This window comes from Staphylococcus shinii (assembly GCF_017583065.1).
Taxonomy (GTDB): Bacteria; Bacillota; Bacilli; order Staphylococcales; family Staphylococcaceae; genus Staphylococcus; species Staphylococcus shinii.
Map to the genome: position 1 here is coordinate 25,008 of NZ_JAGEVL010000014.1, position 17,770 is coordinate 42,777.

Annotated in this window: 13 protein-coding genes and 4 pseudogenes; 13 read left to right on the plus strand and 4 right to left on the minus strand. The window is 30.4% G+C overall.

The window, feature by feature from the left end; translation table 11 throughout:
• Positions 1–148: 148 nt before the first annotated feature.
• Both J5E45_RS13960 and J5E45_RS13965 read left to right on the plus strand, forming a co-directional pair.
• A complete protein-coding gene (locus tag J5E45_RS13960) occupies positions 149–2,998 on the plus strand; it encodes a YhgE/Pip domain-containing protein (RefSeq protein WP_069792841.1) in 2,850 nt (949 codons plus the stop codon).
• Between the two features lie 26 nt (positions 2,999–3,024).
• On the plus strand, positions 3,025–3,465 hold the full coding sequence (locus J5E45_RS13965; protein ID WP_208182372.1) for a MarR family winged helix-turn-helix transcriptional regulator: 441 nt from the start codon (positions 3,025–3,027) through the stop codon (positions 3,463–3,465).
• 219 nt (positions 3,466–3,684) lie between these two features.
• Here the strand turns inward: J5E45_RS13965 and J5E45_RS13970 are convergent.
• A pseudogene (locus tag J5E45_RS13970) lies at positions 3,685–3,882 on the minus strand (winged helix-turn-helix transcriptional regulator); the annotation flags it as partial.
• An 11-nt stretch (positions 3,883–3,893) separates the two neighbouring features.
• Here J5E45_RS13970 and J5E45_RS13975 point away from each other — a divergent pair.
• The 3 genes and pseudogenes from J5E45_RS13975 to J5E45_RS13985 all read left to right on the plus strand — a co-directional run.
• Positions 3,894–4,217 (plus strand): annotated as a pseudogene (locus J5E45_RS13975) (orotidine 5'-phosphate decarboxylase / HUMPS family protein); the annotation flags it as partial.
• Positions 4,218–4,372: 155 nt separating this feature from the next.
• Positions 4,373–4,891, plus strand: coding sequence for a type 1 glutamine amidotransferase domain-containing protein (locus J5E45_RS13980; protein ID WP_107510966.1), 519 nt, complete (start codon positions 4,373–4,375; stop codon positions 4,889–4,891).
• Between the two features lie 258 nt (positions 4,892–5,149).
• Positions 5,150–7,411, plus strand: coding sequence for an ATP-binding cassette domain-containing protein (locus J5E45_RS13985; protein WP_172972990.1), 2,262 nt, complete (start codon positions 5,150–5,152; stop codon positions 7,409–7,411).
• Positions 7,412–7,552: 141 nt separating this feature from the next.
• Here the strand turns inward: J5E45_RS13985 and J5E45_RS13990 are convergent, their stop codons facing one another.
• Entirely contained in the window at positions 7,553–8,701 is a 1,149-nt protein-coding gene (locus J5E45_RS13990) for an alcohol dehydrogenase catalytic domain-containing protein (protein WP_011303359.1), read from the minus strand.
• Between the two features lie 577 nt (positions 8,702–9,278).
• A complete protein-coding gene (locus J5E45_RS13995; protein ID WP_153672680.1) occupies positions 9,279–10,190 on the minus strand; it encodes a DMT family transporter in 912 nt (303 codons plus the stop codon).
• A gap of 124 nt (positions 10,191–10,314) precedes the next feature.
• Between J5E45_RS13995 and pdxR the strand changes: the two genes are divergently transcribed.
• Positions 10,315–11,727, plus strand: a complete 1,413-nt coding sequence (pdxR, locus tag J5E45_RS14000; protein WP_153672681.1) for a MocR-like pyridoxine biosynthesis transcription factor PdxR — start codon at positions 10,315–10,317, stop codon at positions 11,725–11,727.
• A 406-nt stretch (positions 11,728–12,133) separates the two neighbouring features.
• Here the strand turns inward: pdxR and J5E45_RS14005 are convergent, their stop codons facing one another.
• Complete coding sequence (locus J5E45_RS14005; RefSeq protein WP_002508649.1) at positions 12,134–12,478, minus strand: winged helix-turn-helix transcriptional regulator; 345 nt, start codon at positions 12,476–12,478, stop codon at positions 12,134–12,136.
• 90 nt (positions 12,479–12,568) lie between these two features.
• Here J5E45_RS14005 and hxlA point away from each other — a divergent pair, with 90 nt between their 5' ends.
• The 7 genes and pseudogenes from hxlA to J5E45_RS14040 all read left to right on the plus strand — a co-directional run bounded on the left by hxlA (position 12,569) and on the right by J5E45_RS14040 (position 17,543).
• Positions 12,569–13,201 (plus strand): 3-hexulose-6-phosphate synthase, encoded by a 633-nt coding sequence (gene hxlA / locus J5E45_RS14010; RefSeq protein WP_002508648.1) that lies wholly within the window; start codon positions 12,569–12,571, stop codon positions 13,199–13,201.
• Between the two features lie 2 nt (positions 13,202–13,203).
• A complete protein-coding gene (gene hxlB / locus J5E45_RS14015) occupies positions 13,204–13,752 on the plus strand; it encodes a 6-phospho-3-hexuloisomerase (protein WP_069792839.1) in 549 nt (182 codons plus the stop codon).
• A gap of 438 nt (positions 13,753–14,190) precedes the next feature.
• Positions 14,191–14,306, plus strand: a pseudogene (locus tag J5E45_RS14020) (DUF536 domain-containing protein); the annotation flags it as partial.
• A gap of 378 nt (positions 14,307–14,684) precedes the next feature.
• Positions 14,685–15,108: pseudogene (locus J5E45_RS14025) on the plus strand (Rossmann-fold NAD(P)-binding domain-containing protein); the annotation flags it as partial.
• Between the two features lie 129 nt (positions 15,109–15,237).
• Positions 15,238–15,762: a hypothetical protein gene (locus J5E45_RS14030; protein ID WP_031867996.1), complete on the plus strand. Its 525-nt coding sequence runs from the start codon at positions 15,238–15,240 to the stop codon at positions 15,760–15,762.
• 485 nt (positions 15,763–16,247) lie between these two features.
• Positions 16,248–16,757, plus strand: coding sequence for a GNAT family N-acetyltransferase (locus J5E45_RS14035; RefSeq protein WP_069792838.1), 510 nt, complete (start codon positions 16,248–16,250; stop codon positions 16,755–16,757).
• A gap of 183 nt (positions 16,758–16,940) precedes the next feature.
• Complete coding sequence (locus J5E45_RS14040; RefSeq protein ID WP_107548799.1) at positions 16,941–17,543, plus strand: recombinase family protein; 603 nt, start codon at positions 16,941–16,943, stop codon at positions 17,541–17,543.
• The last annotated feature ends 227 nt before the right edge of the window (positions 17,544–17,770 follow it).

Here is a 17,770-nt window from a genome sequence, read left to right on the forward strand (position 1 = left end):
AGACAGACTTGGACTTAGTTGATACTTATCAACCATAAAACGGATAGTCTTTGCTAATGGTTTCAGTATATCAACTTATATGAAATTAACAAATAGTAATTTTAAATTATGTGAAAAAATCAATAGATACAGTTTTAGAGGTGTATAAATGAAGAACGCAATAAAATTATTTATAATGGATTTGAAAAAGATTGTTAAGACGCCTGCTGTTTTAGTGATTTTAGGAGGTTTAGCACTTCTTCCTTCTTTTTATGCTTGGTTTAACTTAGAAGCGACATGGGATCCATACGGTAATACTAAAAATATTAAAGTAGCTGTTGTAAATGAGGATAAGGGAGATAAAGTTAAAGATAAAAATGTGAACGTGGGCAATAAAATTACCAATAAACTAAAGAAAGATGATAACTTTGATTGGCAATTTGTAAGTCGAAAAAAAGCCAATCATGATTTGAAGATGGGCGATTATTACGCGGCCATTTACATACCAGAGAAGTTTACGCACCAAATTACCGGCACACTTCGAAAAAAACCACAGCAAGCAGACGTAGAATACAAAGTGAATCAAAAACTTAATGCGATTGCGCCTAAAATGACAAATGCAGGGACTAGTGCCATTGTTCAAAAAGCAAATGAACAATTTAATGAGACAGTAACAAAAGCATTATTAGATGAAGCAAATCGACTTGGCGTGAAACTTGAGGAAGAAATTCCAACCATAAATAAAATTGAAGATGCAGTATCTAAAGCTAATGATTCTATACCCAAAATTAATGATTTTGCTGATAAAATAATATATTTAGATGAAAATCAGGATGAAATTGACAATTATGCTGATGAATTTAGAGGGTTAGGAAATCATAAAAGTGAAGTTATAGATGCTGCAGATAAATTAAACCAAGTTAATGCGGCCATTCCGACATTAAATGAGCGAGCTAAATTGATATTGGCATTAAATGACTACATGCCAAATATTGAAAATGCCTTGAATGTTGCATCTAATGATGTACCAGAAGCTTTTCCAAAAATTAATCGTGGTGTAGACCTTGCAAGTGCAGGGGTTGACGCAGGGTTACAAGGCCTGAATGAAGCGCAAGGATATTTACCTGCAGTGCAACAGCGTGTCGAAGGCTATCAAGAAGTCGTTGATAATGCACAAGAAGCAAATCAAAATGCTAATAATCGATTACAAGAAAATGTTGAAACTGAGCAGCAAAGTTCTAAAGGGTCAGATAGTTATTCAAATATTAAAACTTCGCAAATAAGTAATGGTAATAGCGACAATGCTGGGAATAATCAAAATGGAACAGCAATAAGTAGTGAAGATGTAAGCGCAATGGAATCTTCACTATCAAAATCATTATTATCTTTATCCAATTATACCGACAAACAAGCGGAAAGTAGTCAAGAAGATATTAATGCGCTAAAAAATGTCACTTACGGTATTATATCTACAGATAAGCCAAAAGATTTCAAAGAAACTTTAGATAATATTAAATCTAGACTTGAAGTAACAAGTAAGTCCAATCAAAAGTTTATAGATATATTATCAGAGCTTGAAGATAGAGAAAAGGTAGATCTTTCTGATGAGATTAAGGAATTAGAATCAGCAAATAATAGAATTAATAATTTAATTAAGACACAAAATCAACTTAGTGAAGCACTTTCTAATGGAAGTTCTGGTAAAGAAGAAGCAGTAGAATTACTTAAAGAAATTCCACGCGTGAATAGTAGCTTAGATGATTTAAGAAACTATATTAAGTCAGAACTAAACCAAAAATTATTAGATGTATCTAATGATGTGATGTCATTATTAGATGACGGCGATATAAAACTATCAACTGTTCAATCGAAATTAAACACAATTGATCAAGTTATAAATTCAGGAGAAAGTATTTTAACTACTGGTAAGGATAGAATTGAGACGATTCAAAGTGCACTACCAGTCATTGAGCAAAGATATATGGATGCAATGTCCATTGCTCAAAATTATTATCCACAATTTAAACAAAGTGTGTCTAACGCAGCATCATTTATTGAAAATGACTTGCCAGGTTTAGAACAACAGTTATCTGATACAACAGCAACTGTGAACAATACAATACCTACACTGTTTAATCGGTATGATAATTTGGTAGATATTTTAGATACAAATCAACCACGTGCAAAAGAAAGCTTGCACAATTTGGCAGATTTTGCACGTAATCAATTACCAGATGTTGAAAAAGATCTGGCTAAAGCGAACAAACTATTTGACGAGATTGAAGACGACGATGCAGTGGATAAAATGGTAGACTTATTGAAAAATGATTTGAAAAAACAAGCTAATGTAATCGCAAATCCAATTAATATAGATCAAAAAGACATATTTCCTGTTAAAGACTACGGTTCAGCAAGCACACCATTTTACACAGCATTAGCAATATGGGTAGGAGCTTTATTACTAGTAAGTTTATTAACGACAGATAATAAACATAAATCATTAGAGCCACATCTAACGACAAGAGAAATTTATCTAGGAAAGAGTGGGTTGTTTTACACGTTGGGTATTATCCAAGCACTCATCGTATCGATTGGAGATATAGTGATACTGAAAGCGCAAGTTGAATCTGTTGTATGGTTTATTGCTATAGCAGTATTCTCATCACTTGTATTTATTTCAATTGTATATACTTTAGTGTCATTGTTAGGAAATCCAGGGAAAGCAATTGCAATCATCTTCCTTGTACTACAAATAGCAGGTGGTGGAGGAACCTTCCCTATCCAAGTTACACCAGAGTTCTTCCAAGTCATTCACCCTTATTTACCTTTCTCTTATTCAATAGATGCTTTAAGAGAAGCAGTTGGAGGACCTGTACCTGAAATTTTAACTAAAAAATTAGTGATCCTTTCATTATTTGGTATAGGATTTTTATTAATTGGTGTTATCTTTAAACCAATTACTGATCCACTGATGAGAAAAGCAACTGAAAAAGCTGAAGAAAGTGATGTAATGGAATAAATGATAGTTTAGTAAGGAAGGTTAATATGGAGCATAAAGAGGGAAACTTAGAAATAATGATTAACCAATTCTATGATGCTACAGCGAATATTAATAAATCAATTACTAACATGGTTAAAGAATTGGAACCAGGTCGCTACTTATCTTATGAACAAATAGAAACAATGCATTTTATTCACCATAATGAAAAAATATCGATTAACGACTTAGCAAATAAGCAATGTATTTATAAGACAGCTATATCAAAACGTGTTAAGAAGTTAGAATACAAAGGTTATGTGCAACGAGTTTATTCTAATGATAAACGTATTAAATTAGTTAGTTTGACGCATAATGGAGAACGCTTATTAAAAGAAATAAAAAACAACTTAACAAAAGAAATAAAATTACTTTTATTAAGCTGTTTTGTTAGAGAAGATTTTGAAAAATTTATGTATCAGCTCATGAATTTTGAAAACACATTTTAAAAAAAGTACTACTAGAGTAAATTAATTTAGATATTTGAAAAATGAAATTTCAATGTTTATTTGTCACTTTACTTGGTATATGAGTATGATTTCACTTAATATTTGAAGTCGCTTCTTTAGTAACTAAATTTAATAAAAAGGCATAATAATTTCTAATAACGATTACTTATGTTAATACCTATGATTATTACTTTTAATTGTATCTAGAAAGTCAATGCTCTAACTACAAATTGAAGAAACTAGTTTATCAAGATTTAATTCTATTTCATTCAATTTACCACCTACTTTAGGGGGAACTACTGGTTAGACAGTTCTTTCAATGATTTTGTCTTGCTCTAATTCTCGAAGTTTTCTTATTAACATACGTTGATTGATATAAGGTAGTGTATTTTGTAATTTACTTAATCTTAAACGATTACTTTTCTAAATTAGTAGCTATGATTGCAGTACAAGATTTAGAAAAACGTGCGAAAGATTTAGTTGATTTAGACGCACATTATATCGCTGTTCATACTGGTTATGACTTACAAGCTGAAGGTCAATCTCCTTTAGAAAGTTTACGTAAAGTTAAATCTGTAATTAGTAATTCTAAAGTAGCAGTTGCAGGTGGTATTAAACCAGATACAATTAAAGATATTATTGCAGAAAATCCTGATTTAATTATTGTTGGTGGCGGCATTGCAAATGCTGATGACCCTGTAGAAGCTGCTAAACAATGTCGTGATATTGTAGATGCCCATACAAATGCATAATCAGTTACAATTAATATTAAATAAGATTAAACTAAATAGATAAAAATGCACATGTAGTTGGTGAAAAAATTAGAAAACATTTTATGTTTAAACTTCCTTTTTCTAGTGTATATAGTACTTAGGTTTTAAAATATAATTGAAAGGTAGGTTGTATTATGACTAAAAAAGTAGCAATCATTTTAGCAGATGAATTTGAAGATATAGAATTGACTAGTCCAAAAGAAGCATTAGAAAATGCTGGATTTGAGACTGAAGTTATTGGAGATACAGCAAAACATGAACTTGTTGGCAAACATGGGGAGAAAGTAACTGTAGATGTTAGCATTGCAGATGCGAAACCAGAAAATTATGATGCATTATTAATTCCTGGCGGATTCTCACCCGATCATTTACGTGGTGATGAAGAAGGTCGCTATGGTACATTTACTAAGTATTTTACTCAAAATGATGTGCCTACATTTGCGATTTGTCATGGTCCACTTCTACTAGTTGATACTGATGATTTAAAGGGCCGCACAATAACTGGCGTTATCAATGTACGTAAAGATTTATCTAATGCTGGTGCACACGTTGTTGATGAATCAGTTGTAATAGATGACAATATTGTAACGAGTCGTGTCCCAGATGACTTAGATGATTTCAATAGAGAAATTATTAAAAAATTAAAAGCATAATTTTATAATATCAATCAGTATTTATTATCTAAGAGACTAACAGCAAAGTTTATAAACTTTGCTGTTAGTCTCTTATTGTTAGGTTTTTATAAAAATAAAATGAACTTAACTTCATTAAGATAACTTATAATCTACGATAAAATATTAGATATTCTACATACTGTTTTTGTAATGTAACCTATTTCGAAATTCTACTAATCTTTTAACTTCATCTATACTATTAATTGTTAAAAATTACAATGGAGGGCAATTTAATTTATGAATGATATTACCATTATAGGAGCTTCACAAAATAATTTGAAAAATATAAATATAACTATACCTAAACATTTAGTTACAGTATTTACAGGTCGTTCTGGTTCAGGTAAATCATCACTGGTTTTCAGAACAATAGCTGCTGAATCTGAACAACTTTTAAATGAAAGTTATTCTAGCTACATTCAATTTCATTTAAATAAGCAACCTAAACCAAAAGTAAAAGCAATTAAAAATCTTCCTGTAGCAATGACGATTAGTCAAAAAAGATTTAATGGTAATTCTCGATCTACTGTAGGTACAGTATCTGATATATACGCCTCTGTTAGATTATTATGGTCAAGGATAGGTGAACCTTTTGTCGGTTATTCAGATGCCTTTTCATTTAACAGTCCCAATGGTATGTGTGAAACATGTGAAGGATTAGGTTACATTGAAGACATTAATTTAAATGAGCTCTTAGATTGGAACAAATCTTTAAATGAAGGTGCTATTAATTTTCCATCTTTTGGACCTGATAAAGAAAGAGGGAAAGCTTATCGTGATAGTGGTCTGTTTGATAATGATAAAAAATTAAAAGCATATACAAAAGAAGAATTAGATTTGTTTTTGTATCAGGAGCCAATAAAATTAAAAAAACCACCTGAAGAATGGCGGAAATCAGCAAAATATGTGGGACTTATACCTAGGTTTAGAAGAATATTCTTGGGAGATAAAGAATTTAACAAAAAACGTTATGCTAAACATCTTAAAAATGTTGTGGAAAATAAAATTTGTCCAACTTGTAACGGTCAACGTTTAAATTCGAAAATTTTGAGTTGTAAAATTATGGGGAAAAATATTTCAGATTTCACACAAATGACTGTAAAAGAAAATTTAGCATTTCTTAATAAATTAAATAATTCAACAGCCCAGTTTATTATTGAACCACTCCGAAAACAATTAGAAGCACTTGATTATATAGGATTAAGTTATTTAACTCTTGACCGTGTAACCACTTCTTTATCAGGTGGAGAAGCACAACGGCTTAAATTAATACGACATTTAAATAGTTCGCTATCTGATTTGGTTTATATCATTGATGAACCAAGTGTTGGTTTACATCCAGAGGATATTGCAAAAATAAATGAAATTTTGAAATCTTTAAAACATAAAGGTAATACAGTATTAATTGTAGAACATGATCCTGATGTAATTAAAGAAGCAGATTATATTATTGATATGGGGCCAAGTTCAGGGGCGCAAGGTGGAGAGATAACGTTTAAGGGAACATACAAAGAATTATTGTCTTCAGATACATCTACTGGGGAAGCACTACGTATCAAACATCACTTAAAAAATGAGATACGTGAAGCAAAGAGTTTTTATCATCTTGGACCAGTGACCCAAAACAATTTGAATAATGTGACAGTTGATATACCCAAGCATGTTTTGACAGTATTAACTGGAGTAGCAGGTTCTGGGAAAAGTTCACTTGTTAAGGCAGGTTTTGCAAAAAATGATAATGCAGTATTTATGGATCAAAAAGCGATACAAGGTTCCGATCGGTCTAATTTACTAACTTATTTAGGTGTTTTTGATAGAGTCAGAAATTTTTTCAGCAAAGAAACTGGATTAAATAAATCTATGTTTAGTTATAATTCGAAAGGAGCTTGTCCCAATTGTGGTGGTAAAGGTTATATTGAAACAGAACTTGCATTTATGGGTGAATTTTCACAAACATGTGAAGTGTGTCACGGTAAACGTTATAAGCCAGAAGTGTTGAATGCAACTATAGATGGCTATTCCATTGCTGATTTCCTTGAATTGACTGTTGACGAAGGTATAAGATTTTTTGATAAAGAAAATGAAATTCAGTCTAAGTTACAAGCTATAAGTAAAACTGGATTAAATTACGTAACCCTTGGCCAACCTCTATCTACATTATCAGGTGGTGAAATTCAACGCGTTAAATTAGGCCAATATTTAAATGATGCTGTTACAGATAGTATTTTTATATTTGATGAACCTACGACAGGTTTACATGAAGCTGATATTCCTATATTGATAAACTGTTTTAATGATCTTATTGAACAAAATAACACTGTTATTTTAATTGAACACAATTTATCAATTATGTGTGATGCTGATTGGATTATAGATGTAGGACCAGGTCCTGGTCTAGATGGAGGTAAAGTACAATTTAGTGGCTATCCTATAAACTTTGTTAAAGAGAATAAAACATTAACATCTAAGCATTTGAAACTTTATATAGCAAATGATTAAAATTGTTTCATATTTTCATAGAGCATTGGTTAGATTTAGAAATTTTGAAACTTAGCGGTTCTGAAAATTATCACATGAAATTAATAAAGAAGTCTATATACAGATTATAACCAGTATATAGACTTCTTTATATATTTATTATTATGGTTTTAGAATTACTTTAATATTATTATCTTTTTTCTGATCGAAAATATCATACGCTTGTTTTGCATCTTCTAAAGGCATGGTATGAGTTATAATTTCTGTTGGATCAAAAACCTCATTTTTAATCATTTCATATAATTTTGGCATTTGATGAATAACTGGCGCTTGTCCACTTTTTACTTGGACATCTCTATTGAAAATTAAATCTATTGGAAAATTGTCTGCAGGTGTACCGTAAATACCAGTTAATTGAATCGTTCCAAATTTTCTTACTGATTCAGCTGCTGTAATAATGGGACTAATGTTACCTCGTTGCGCTGAATTTGAACTTATCTCTAAATCATCTTGAGCAACTTGGCCATCCATTCCAACACAATCTATAACGACATCTGCACCACCGCGTGTGCTTTCATGAAGTAATTTTCCTATATTATCTTCTTTAGAAAAATTATATACTTCAGCGCCATTGGATTTTTTGGCATGGTTTAATCTATGTTCTACATTGTCAATGGCAATAACACGTTCAGCGCCTTTTAATTTAGCAAATTTTTGTGCCATTAAACCGATTGGGCCACAACCGAGAACAATAACGGTATCTCCAGATTTTACGCCTGCATGTTCAACACTCCAATAAGCTGTTGGGACCACATCAGATAAAAATAATACTTGTTCGTCTTTCAAATCACTATCTGGAACTTTGAAAGAGGAGAAATCGGCAAATGGGACTCTCAAATACTCTGCTTGACCTCCCCAGTGGTTTCCGTGCATGCCACCAAAACCGAAGAGTCCACCATTATTCATTTTCCAACTTGCCGGTGATGGATTAGAATTATCACACTGAGACTCCATTTCATTATTACAATAGAAACAATCGCCACAACCTATGTTAAAAGGTATAACTACTCTATCTCCCTTTTTTAAGGTTTTAACCTCTTTTCCTACTTCTTCTACAATTCCCATTGGCTCATGTCCAATAACAAAATCAGGATCCATAAATAAATCACCTTGATGGTAAAGATGTAAATCAGAACCACATATACCTGAAGCTGTTATTTTTATAATTGCATCCGTTGATTCTTCTATTATTGGATCATGTACTTCACGCACTTCCATATTTTTATGACCTTGATAAGTAACTGCTTTCATTTGTACCATCCTCCTCTAAAGATTTTACCCTTGGTATTATAATGTAAACTCAGAGGAATAAATTGATTTATTACTCTTTTCAGAAAATTGTTAGTTCATATGTAGCAAAATGCCAAACATCGTATTTATTTAGCCAAAATTAATTAAAAAGTAATTATAGATAAGTTTAATACACGTAAGCAATATACTATACTAGAATAAAATTAAAGATTTACCTAAAAGTAACTATACAGTTTTGAACCATTTATAAGTAATTGCTGATTTTAAAGAAGAATTTGTGTGTTTTCTTAAACCGAAATAAAAATCTGAAAAGCGAAGGATTTTAATGTTTATTGCTTTTAAAAGCTGATAATTTAAATGCACATTATGTTATTGCTACTTTTTGGGAAATTAAGTTACTTACAAACTATGGCAAGATTCTCGAAAATATAAAGTACCTCTTAAGAAAAGAGAGATAAAAAATGTATAGATCAAGATATATTCGTTAACGAGCATGTTTTGAAATGGTTAAGACACTCTTTATAAAGAAGTATCTTTTTTATACTACTTTATAGCTTAAAAATTTTGAAAAATTTGTTTAATTTTCATACTTACTTTTTTTCGGTGTAGTTAAAGCTACGACAGCTATAATAATAAATAGTCCGCCTACTAGTTGATAGTATCCAAAGGATTCATTTAACCAAGTAATTGAAATGATGATTGCAACAAGAGGTTCTATACTGGATAAAATGCTTGTTTCAGATGGGGATAAATACTTTAAACTTCCGATATAAAGAAGAAATGAAAGAGTTCCACTTATAATCACACCTAATAACATAACAGTTGTTGTGATTGTTAAGCTTTCAATAAAACTTTGAATACTTAAATTTAAATTTAATAAAAAGGAAAATACACCTGCGATTAACATCCCCCACCCAACTACAAGAATGACGCCCCATTTTTTGATTAAAGAAACCGGTTGTATAGTGTAAAATGTAAAACCTAGCATTGTAAGAAGTCCAAAAATAATACCCTGTTTGGTTAGAAGAATGTTTTGATACGAACCATTTGTGATTAAAAAATAGAGACCAATTAAAGCTATAACTATAGAGATAAATTGTCTGGCAGTTGGTAGCTGCTTGATTTGTATGGATACATAAATTGTAATAAGGATTGGAGCAAAAAACTGAAACAACATAGCCGTGACAGCATTGCTTACATTGATTGTCTCGATAAAAAAGTATTGAGCACCGAGCATACCAATAGCGCCAAATAATATGAGTTGAAATCTGTGACCTGGGTACTTCCAAATTTCAAAGATTTGTTTTTTTGAAAAAGAAAGATACAAGAGAAGAAAAATTCCAGCTAATAGTAAGCGAAAAACAAGAAAATCTATGGATGAAATGCTGGAATGTTGGAAAAGCCACTGTATCATCGGACCCGATAGGCCCCAAAGAGTTGCTCCACTAATAATCATAATATATCCTATATGTTGATTTTGCTGATTCATTTTAACCCTCCATTGTTAGTATTTTTATTGCTATGATGTAAAAATTGTACTCTTAAGGTATTATAGTGAATATCTGACTCTTTTATAAGTGCCAGTATTTTATTAGTAGAGGGGACCAGATTTAATGTTACAGTTAACACCGAATTTTGATATTCAAGGCAAAGATCCGATTTATATCCAGTTATATTCGTATATTAAACAAGAGATAAAGAAAAAAAGATTATTACCTGAAATGAAGTTGCCTTCAAAACGAAAACTTTCTCAGCATCTTTGCGTTAGTCAAAATACTGTTGAATCTGCCTATGGGCAATTAGTTGCTGAAGGCTACTTAAAAACGCTTCCTAGAAAAGGATATTATGTTTGCGATATTGAAGAAGAGGATTTTAATATAAATTATCAAAATCCCCAGTATGTAGAGGAAAAATTAGATAACAACGATGGTTATACCTATGATTTTGCATACACTGGTGTTGATCCAGAATCTTTTCCTTTTAACCTTTATAGAAAGTTGGTAAATGAAATATTTCAAAATGATAACAAACAAATATTACAGTTAGGCCATCCTCAAGGAGAGGTATATTTACGAAGAGCGATTGCGGATTATATATACGAAGCAAGAGGAGTAAAATGTTATCCAAGTCAAATTGTTATCGGATCTGGCACACAAACTTTAATGAAGATACTTTTTCTATTATTACCAAAGAGCAAATTTGCTGTTGAAGACCCTGGATATCATAGGAAAATGATGTTATTTGAAAAAGAAGCAAATCAAGTAGAATTCATTCCAATCGATTCAGAAGGTATGCTTGTTTCTCATTTAATTAAATCTGATGCAAATGTAGCGATTGTGACGCCGTCCCATCAGTTTCCTAGTGGTATGATTATGCCGGTTTCAAAACGCTTACAAATATTGAAATGGGCAAAAGAACAAAAAGACCGTTATATTATTGAAGATGATTATGATAGTGAATTTCGATATAGTGGTAAACCAGTACCTGCGCTTCAAGGGTTAGATACCGGAGAAAATGTAATTTATATGGGTACTTTCTCCAAATTACTATTACCTTCTCTGCGTATTAGTTATATGGTTTTACCAATTTCTCTAATCAATATCTACCAAGAAGACTTTTTCTTTTATGCTCAAACAGTCTCTCGCATAGACCAAAATATCTTAAAAGAATTTTTAAATAGAGGATATTGGGAAAAACATATTCAAAAAATGAAAGTAGTTTATCGAAAAAAAAGAGATGTTTTAATTACAGCTATTTCAAAACATTTCCCAGAAAGTGTTGAAGTTATAGGCGAAGACTCTGGTTTGCATTTAACCCTACGTTTAAATAATGGTATGACAGAACAAGAGGCTATTAATCAAGCAGCAAAATTTGGTGTAAAAGTAAATTCTGTTTCTGAATACGGGGAAAATGATGGCCAAACCGTCCTACTTGGCTTTGCAGTACTATCCATAGAACAAATAAAAGCAGCAGTTAAACTGCTTGAAAAAGCATGGTTTGAAAAAGATACAAGTAATTATTATTAAGATTTTCTTTTTCATTAATGACTCTAAAGGTAAGTATATACAAAGTATTGTATATAAGAATGATGCTAAAAGAGACTTTTGTTACTCATACTGTGATATCAACAATAGTTTCGATAGCAAGGTTAGTATTTATACTAATATTCCATTATTTTTAATATTAATTTTATTATAAAGATTAACTTAAAGCGAAGTATAATTATACTTCGCCTTTTTAAATATATAATCTAATGACCCTATATACACTATTAATATCAGAAAAAATATTTTGTATGTTTAGAGCGTATTTCTATGTCTTTGAGTCGTTCTCTATTTATATCGATCTACTAGTCCATATAAAAACATATCAATATTCCTGAAAGAGATTATATAAAGTTCGGTTCAATTTTTCTTCTTTTAAAAAAATTAACTAATTTTCATTGTTAATTAATTTCAAATATTCATCTCCCCATTCACAAATACCATAGACCACATTGTCGAGAGACAAACCAACACTAGTTAATCGATATTCAACTTTTGGAGGGACTACTGGATATATAGTTCTTTTTATTATCATATCCTTTTCAAGCTCTCTTAATTGTCTAATTAACATTCTTTGATTAATATCTGGTAATTTTTTTTCTAATTCACTCAACCTAAGTACTTCTGATTGTAATAAATGGTAAATAATAGGGATTTTCCACCTACCACCAATTACTGATAAAGCTAAATCTTTAGAAGTGTAAAATAATTTATTATTGTATTCTATTAACAATTTCTTCTCCTCAGTGACATATTTGTCAGTATTGTATTTTCGAATTTATTATACCATAATGAATACATAATATATAGGAGGTAATAACATATGGAATTACAACTAGCAATTGATTTATTGAATAAAGAGGAAGCGACAAAACTTGCGAATAAAGTTAAAGATTATGTAGATATCGTAGAAATTGGTACACCAATCGTTATTAATGAAGGTTTACCAGCGGTTCAACATTTAAATGATAATATAGAAGGCGTAAAAGTACTTGCAGACTTAAAAATTATGGATGCTGCAGACTATGAAGTAAGCCAAGCAGTTAAATTTGGTGCAGACGTAATAACAATTTTAGGTGTTGCTGAAGATGCATCAATTAAAGCAGCAGTTGAAGAAGCACATAAAAGTGGTAAAGAACTGTTAGTAGATATGATTGCAGTCCAAGATTTAGAAAAACGTGCTAAAGAATTAGACGATTTAGGCGCAGACTATATCGCTGTGCATACTGGTTATGACTTACAAGCTGAAGGTCAATCTCCTTTAGAAAGTTTACGTAAAGTTAAATCTGTAATTAGTAATTCTAAAGTAGCAGTTGCAGGTGGTATTAAACCAGATACAATTAAAGATATTGTTTCAGAAAATCCTGATTTAATTATTGTTGGTGGCGGCATTGCAAATGCTGATGACCCTGTAGAAGCTGCTAAACAATGTAGAGCTGCGATTGAAGGAAAATAATGATGACAGAAATCACAAATTATCGTTTAATACTAGATGAAATAGACAACACATTATCACATGTGAAAGACAGTGAAGCCGAAACGTTTTTAAAGCAAATTATTAAAGCAGAGCAAGTTTTTGTATCTGGAAAAGGACGTTCGGGTTTTGTAGCAAATAGTTTTGCGATGAGATTGAATCAGCTTGGGAAGGGTGCACATGTAGTTGGTGAGTCCACTACACCTTCCATTACCGAAAAAGATTTGTTTGTTATCCTTTCTGGCTCAGGTTCGACAGAGCATTTAAGATTATTAGCAGATAAAGCTAAAGCTGTAGGTGCAGAAGTTGTATTATTGTCAACAAATTCAACGTCAAAGATTGGTGAACTTGCAAATGCAGTGATTGAATTACCGGCGGGAACGAAATATGATGCTGAAGGTTCAGCACAACCTCTAGGTAGCTTATTTGAACAAGCATCACAAGTGTTTTTAGATAGTATTGTTTTAGATTTAATGACTGAGATAAACGTTGATGAAGAAACAATGCAGCAAAATCATGCTAATCTGGAATAAAACCTACAAAAGATGATTCACTTTAATACTCCACATTTATTTGTGGGGTATTTTTAATTTAAAGAAACGCCTTGAGATATTTCCTAGTAGTTATAAAAACTAATTAGTATTGAATATCACTACTACATTTTTGAAAAGTGATGTAGATTTATAGCCAGAATTTTTAGATTTACATTGACGATACTGCATCAAAAGAAAAAGTCAATCTACTTTTTCTAGTTTGACTTTTATTTTTATATCTAAAGGCACACTTACACACCTAAAAAACGTCGTGCTAAAAACAAATTTACATATGGTAATCCCATATCCTTATTATACATTTTAACAGTTGGTTTAAAGGAAACTTTAAAAATATATAATTTTTAACCTATTCAATTACATTTGTTTCTTAAAACGCATATATGAGCCAGAATAGAAAAGAGTTGCAGGAAAGATCAAAGATTGCTTAAGAATCAGCAAGTTTTGGCGTTAGAGAGTAATAAAAAAGATTCAAAAATCAATTAGAGGAAGAGAGGCTGCTTAATTATACCTTTGATACACCTACTAATGATAGATAAAAAGTGGATGTGTAAGAAGCATCATATACTACAGACGCTGTAAATATTAATCAACATCAGGAAGAAAAAAGGTGAATAAACACAACTGAAAAAGGCTTTTGGATTTGTTTGTTAGTAACTAATTGTAATTAAAAAGGTGCGACAAGCTCATAAATTTGTCGTACCTTTTTATGTGAATCGTACTTCTGATACTCATCAATTTAATTTTAAATTTAAGTTCGTTTATCAATAAAATTGGGTATTATTTATTAAGAGACGTAGAACTCTTGCCACACTTATATCAAATTAATTTAATTGTAATGAGCAATTTAGCTTATTATGAAAAAGATGAGCTGACGCAAGCATGTGCCTGCTCATTTTAAAATTGGAGGCTAAATTTACGAAAAAATTCTATTAACAGGTGCTTCAGGATATATAGAAAATAAGCCTAATGAGCAAAATGTTACATGGAAATCTTCAGATTTATTTGATTTAAATGAGATAACAGAAGTAATGAAAAACGTAGATATCGCTATATATCTTGTTCATTCGATCATACCTTCAGCTAAGTTAACACAAGCAAGTTTTGAAGATATGGATGAAATATTAGCAGATAATTTTGCTAAAGCATCAAGGTTTTAATAAAGTTAAACATATCATGTTTATGAGTGACCTAATTCCAAATACGAATGAATTACCACCATGTTTAAGAAGTCGCTTAGAGTGTAAAGACATTTTAGGAACATATGGTGTGCCCGTAACTACGTTGAGAGCTGGACTAATTATAAGTGCTAAGGGAAGTTCTTATCCAATACTAAAAAATTGGTATCCAATGCTCGTTTTTATATAGTTAATATGAAATTTATATTCATAGATTGTTGAATATAAATTGTTTTATGCTATGTTTAATTTCCTACTACTATTTCCTAAAAAAGAAAAGGAGCTAAATATGATTAATATTATATCAGCGATAGGATCGCTTGGAACATTTATTATGGCGTTATTTTATTTTGTATCAGTATCAGTTCAACTTTACCAAATGAAAATAAGTTTTATTCCTGCATTAGGATTTAATCAGATTTTATTAATTAGAGATAAAGACCAAAAATTAATTTTAAAAAACACCACTTCCAATGTGGAAGAAAATGAAGATTATTTGAAATTATATAATTTAGGAGGCGGTGCAGCAAAAAAAATCACCATTGAAGTTTTATTAGGTGAAGATAAAGTTATTCAAAAAAAGTATGTTAATATGTTACCTAGTAAAGAAGGTTATATGTTACCTATAAATAAGACAGTATTTGATGAATTAGAAGATACTATAAAAAATAACGGTTACGAATCCAATATGAATATTAAGTTATCCTATTATCATAATGTGAGTAGAAAAAAACAAGAAATATTTTTAAAAGGGCATATAGATGCATTCAATAACTACGAAGATAAGAACATTTATGAATTACAGTTTATTTAAAGTAATAAAATGAATGAAAAATAAGATAGTTAATAGTAAGGCCTTTCTTTAACAAAATGCTTTTTAATCATAAAATATGATAATGCTTCTTATAATAATCGTATTTTTTATATCATCTCATTAGTTGATACCTTGCTTGTTCAGTTAACACTAACAAAGAAAAAATAGAGTTCAGCTTGTTTTAAATATTGATTATGAGTTAATTATTTTATAAGAATACTAATCTACATTTTCATGATTAATTCATAAAATAACTAAAACGAAATATACAAAAGTACATTAAAGTTTTTCATAAAAAATAACTAGCCTAGAATTACAAAGAGTGTAAATTTATGTCTATAATTAAAATTCTAGTTAGAAAAATCGTTCGTTATTGATATCCATTTTGATTTTGAAACGATTAAAGCACATACATAATATGTATGTGTTTTTTGTTATACTTATAGCTATTAATTAATGTAGATATAAAGGGTGTGTGCAGAGAAATGCTTGAAAGTAAAAGATTAATTATGAGTAAGCCGAAATTATCGTTTTCTGAAGAATTATATAGGATTCACTCTAATAAATTAGCAACTCAATATACTCCTAAGAGAAAGCATAAAACAATAGAGGATACTAAAAAAATGTTGAATGCATGGGCAAATTATTGGGACAATAATAATCATGGATATTTCATATTTATTGAAAAAGAAAGTGATGCTGTAATAGGTAGTGGCGGGGCAGAAAAAATGGAGTTTGCGAATAAAGAATACTTTAATTTGTATTATAGATTGGACCCCAAAGCAACAGGAAAGGGCTATGCAATTGAAGCTATTATGAAAATTATAAATTGGTTACATTATGAAATAGACAATACTTTACCTTTTGTAATAAGAACTGATAAAGATAACTCAGCTTCTATAAATTTAGCTCACAGATTAGAGTTTAAAAGAGATGTTAATTTTGATAATTTTACAGATGAAGGAGACGTCTTCTTTTTTAAAAATCTAACTTAATAACTAAAATACAATAACTCATACCAAATTTTAAAACGTTAGTTTATAAATTACACTTTCTCAATTGATTAAGAAAGTGTAATTATGTATGTTTAAGGTCTACCCTAACCGAACAATGAAAAGTGCTTGTAAAATGCTGTTTCTATTTGTATGATTAGGGTGTATGAAAATAGGAGGGTAAAAATGATTGTTGGTTATGCAAGAGTTTCAACTATTGATCAAAATTTAGACAGACAAATTGAAAATCTTCAGTCCTTTGGTGCTGAAAAAATATTTACTGAAAAACAATCAGGTAAATCTATAGAAAATAGGCCTACTTTTCAAGAAACGCTAAGTTTTGTACGTATAGGAGATCGTTTAATTGTAGAGTCTATTGATCGTCTAGGCCGGAATTATGATGAGATTATTCAAACTGTTAACTATTTAAAAGAAAAAGAAGTCCAATTGATGATTACAAGCTTGCCTATGATGAATGAAGCAATTGGAAATCCATTGTTAGATAAGTTCATGAAAGATTTAATTATTCAAATTTTAGCAATGATTTCAGAACAAGAAAGAAATGAAAGTAAGCGTAGGCAAGCACAGGGTATTAAAGTGGCGAAAGAAAAAGGCATCTATAAAGGTAGACCTGTACTTTATGCACCAAATGCAAAAGATCCTCAAAAACGTTTGGTCTATTACCGAGTTATAGAAATGTTAGATCAAGGAATTTCTATTAGTAAGATTGCGAAAGAAGTAGATATTACAAGACAGACTGTTTATAGAATTAAAAAGGAACAAGCATAATAGTGTAATTATGCTTGTTCCTTTTTAACTCTATATAAGATATTTGAAATGATAAATCTATGAAATGTATTATTTATTTATTTTTTAATATTAAATGATAGAACGTAAACACTATTCTTGATCACTTAATAATTTTCCTCCAGAACCCACGTGTTACTTTACTTGATATATGAGAATGATTTTACCTAGTAAATGAGAAAAGCAATGTCCTATATTAAAGTACATTG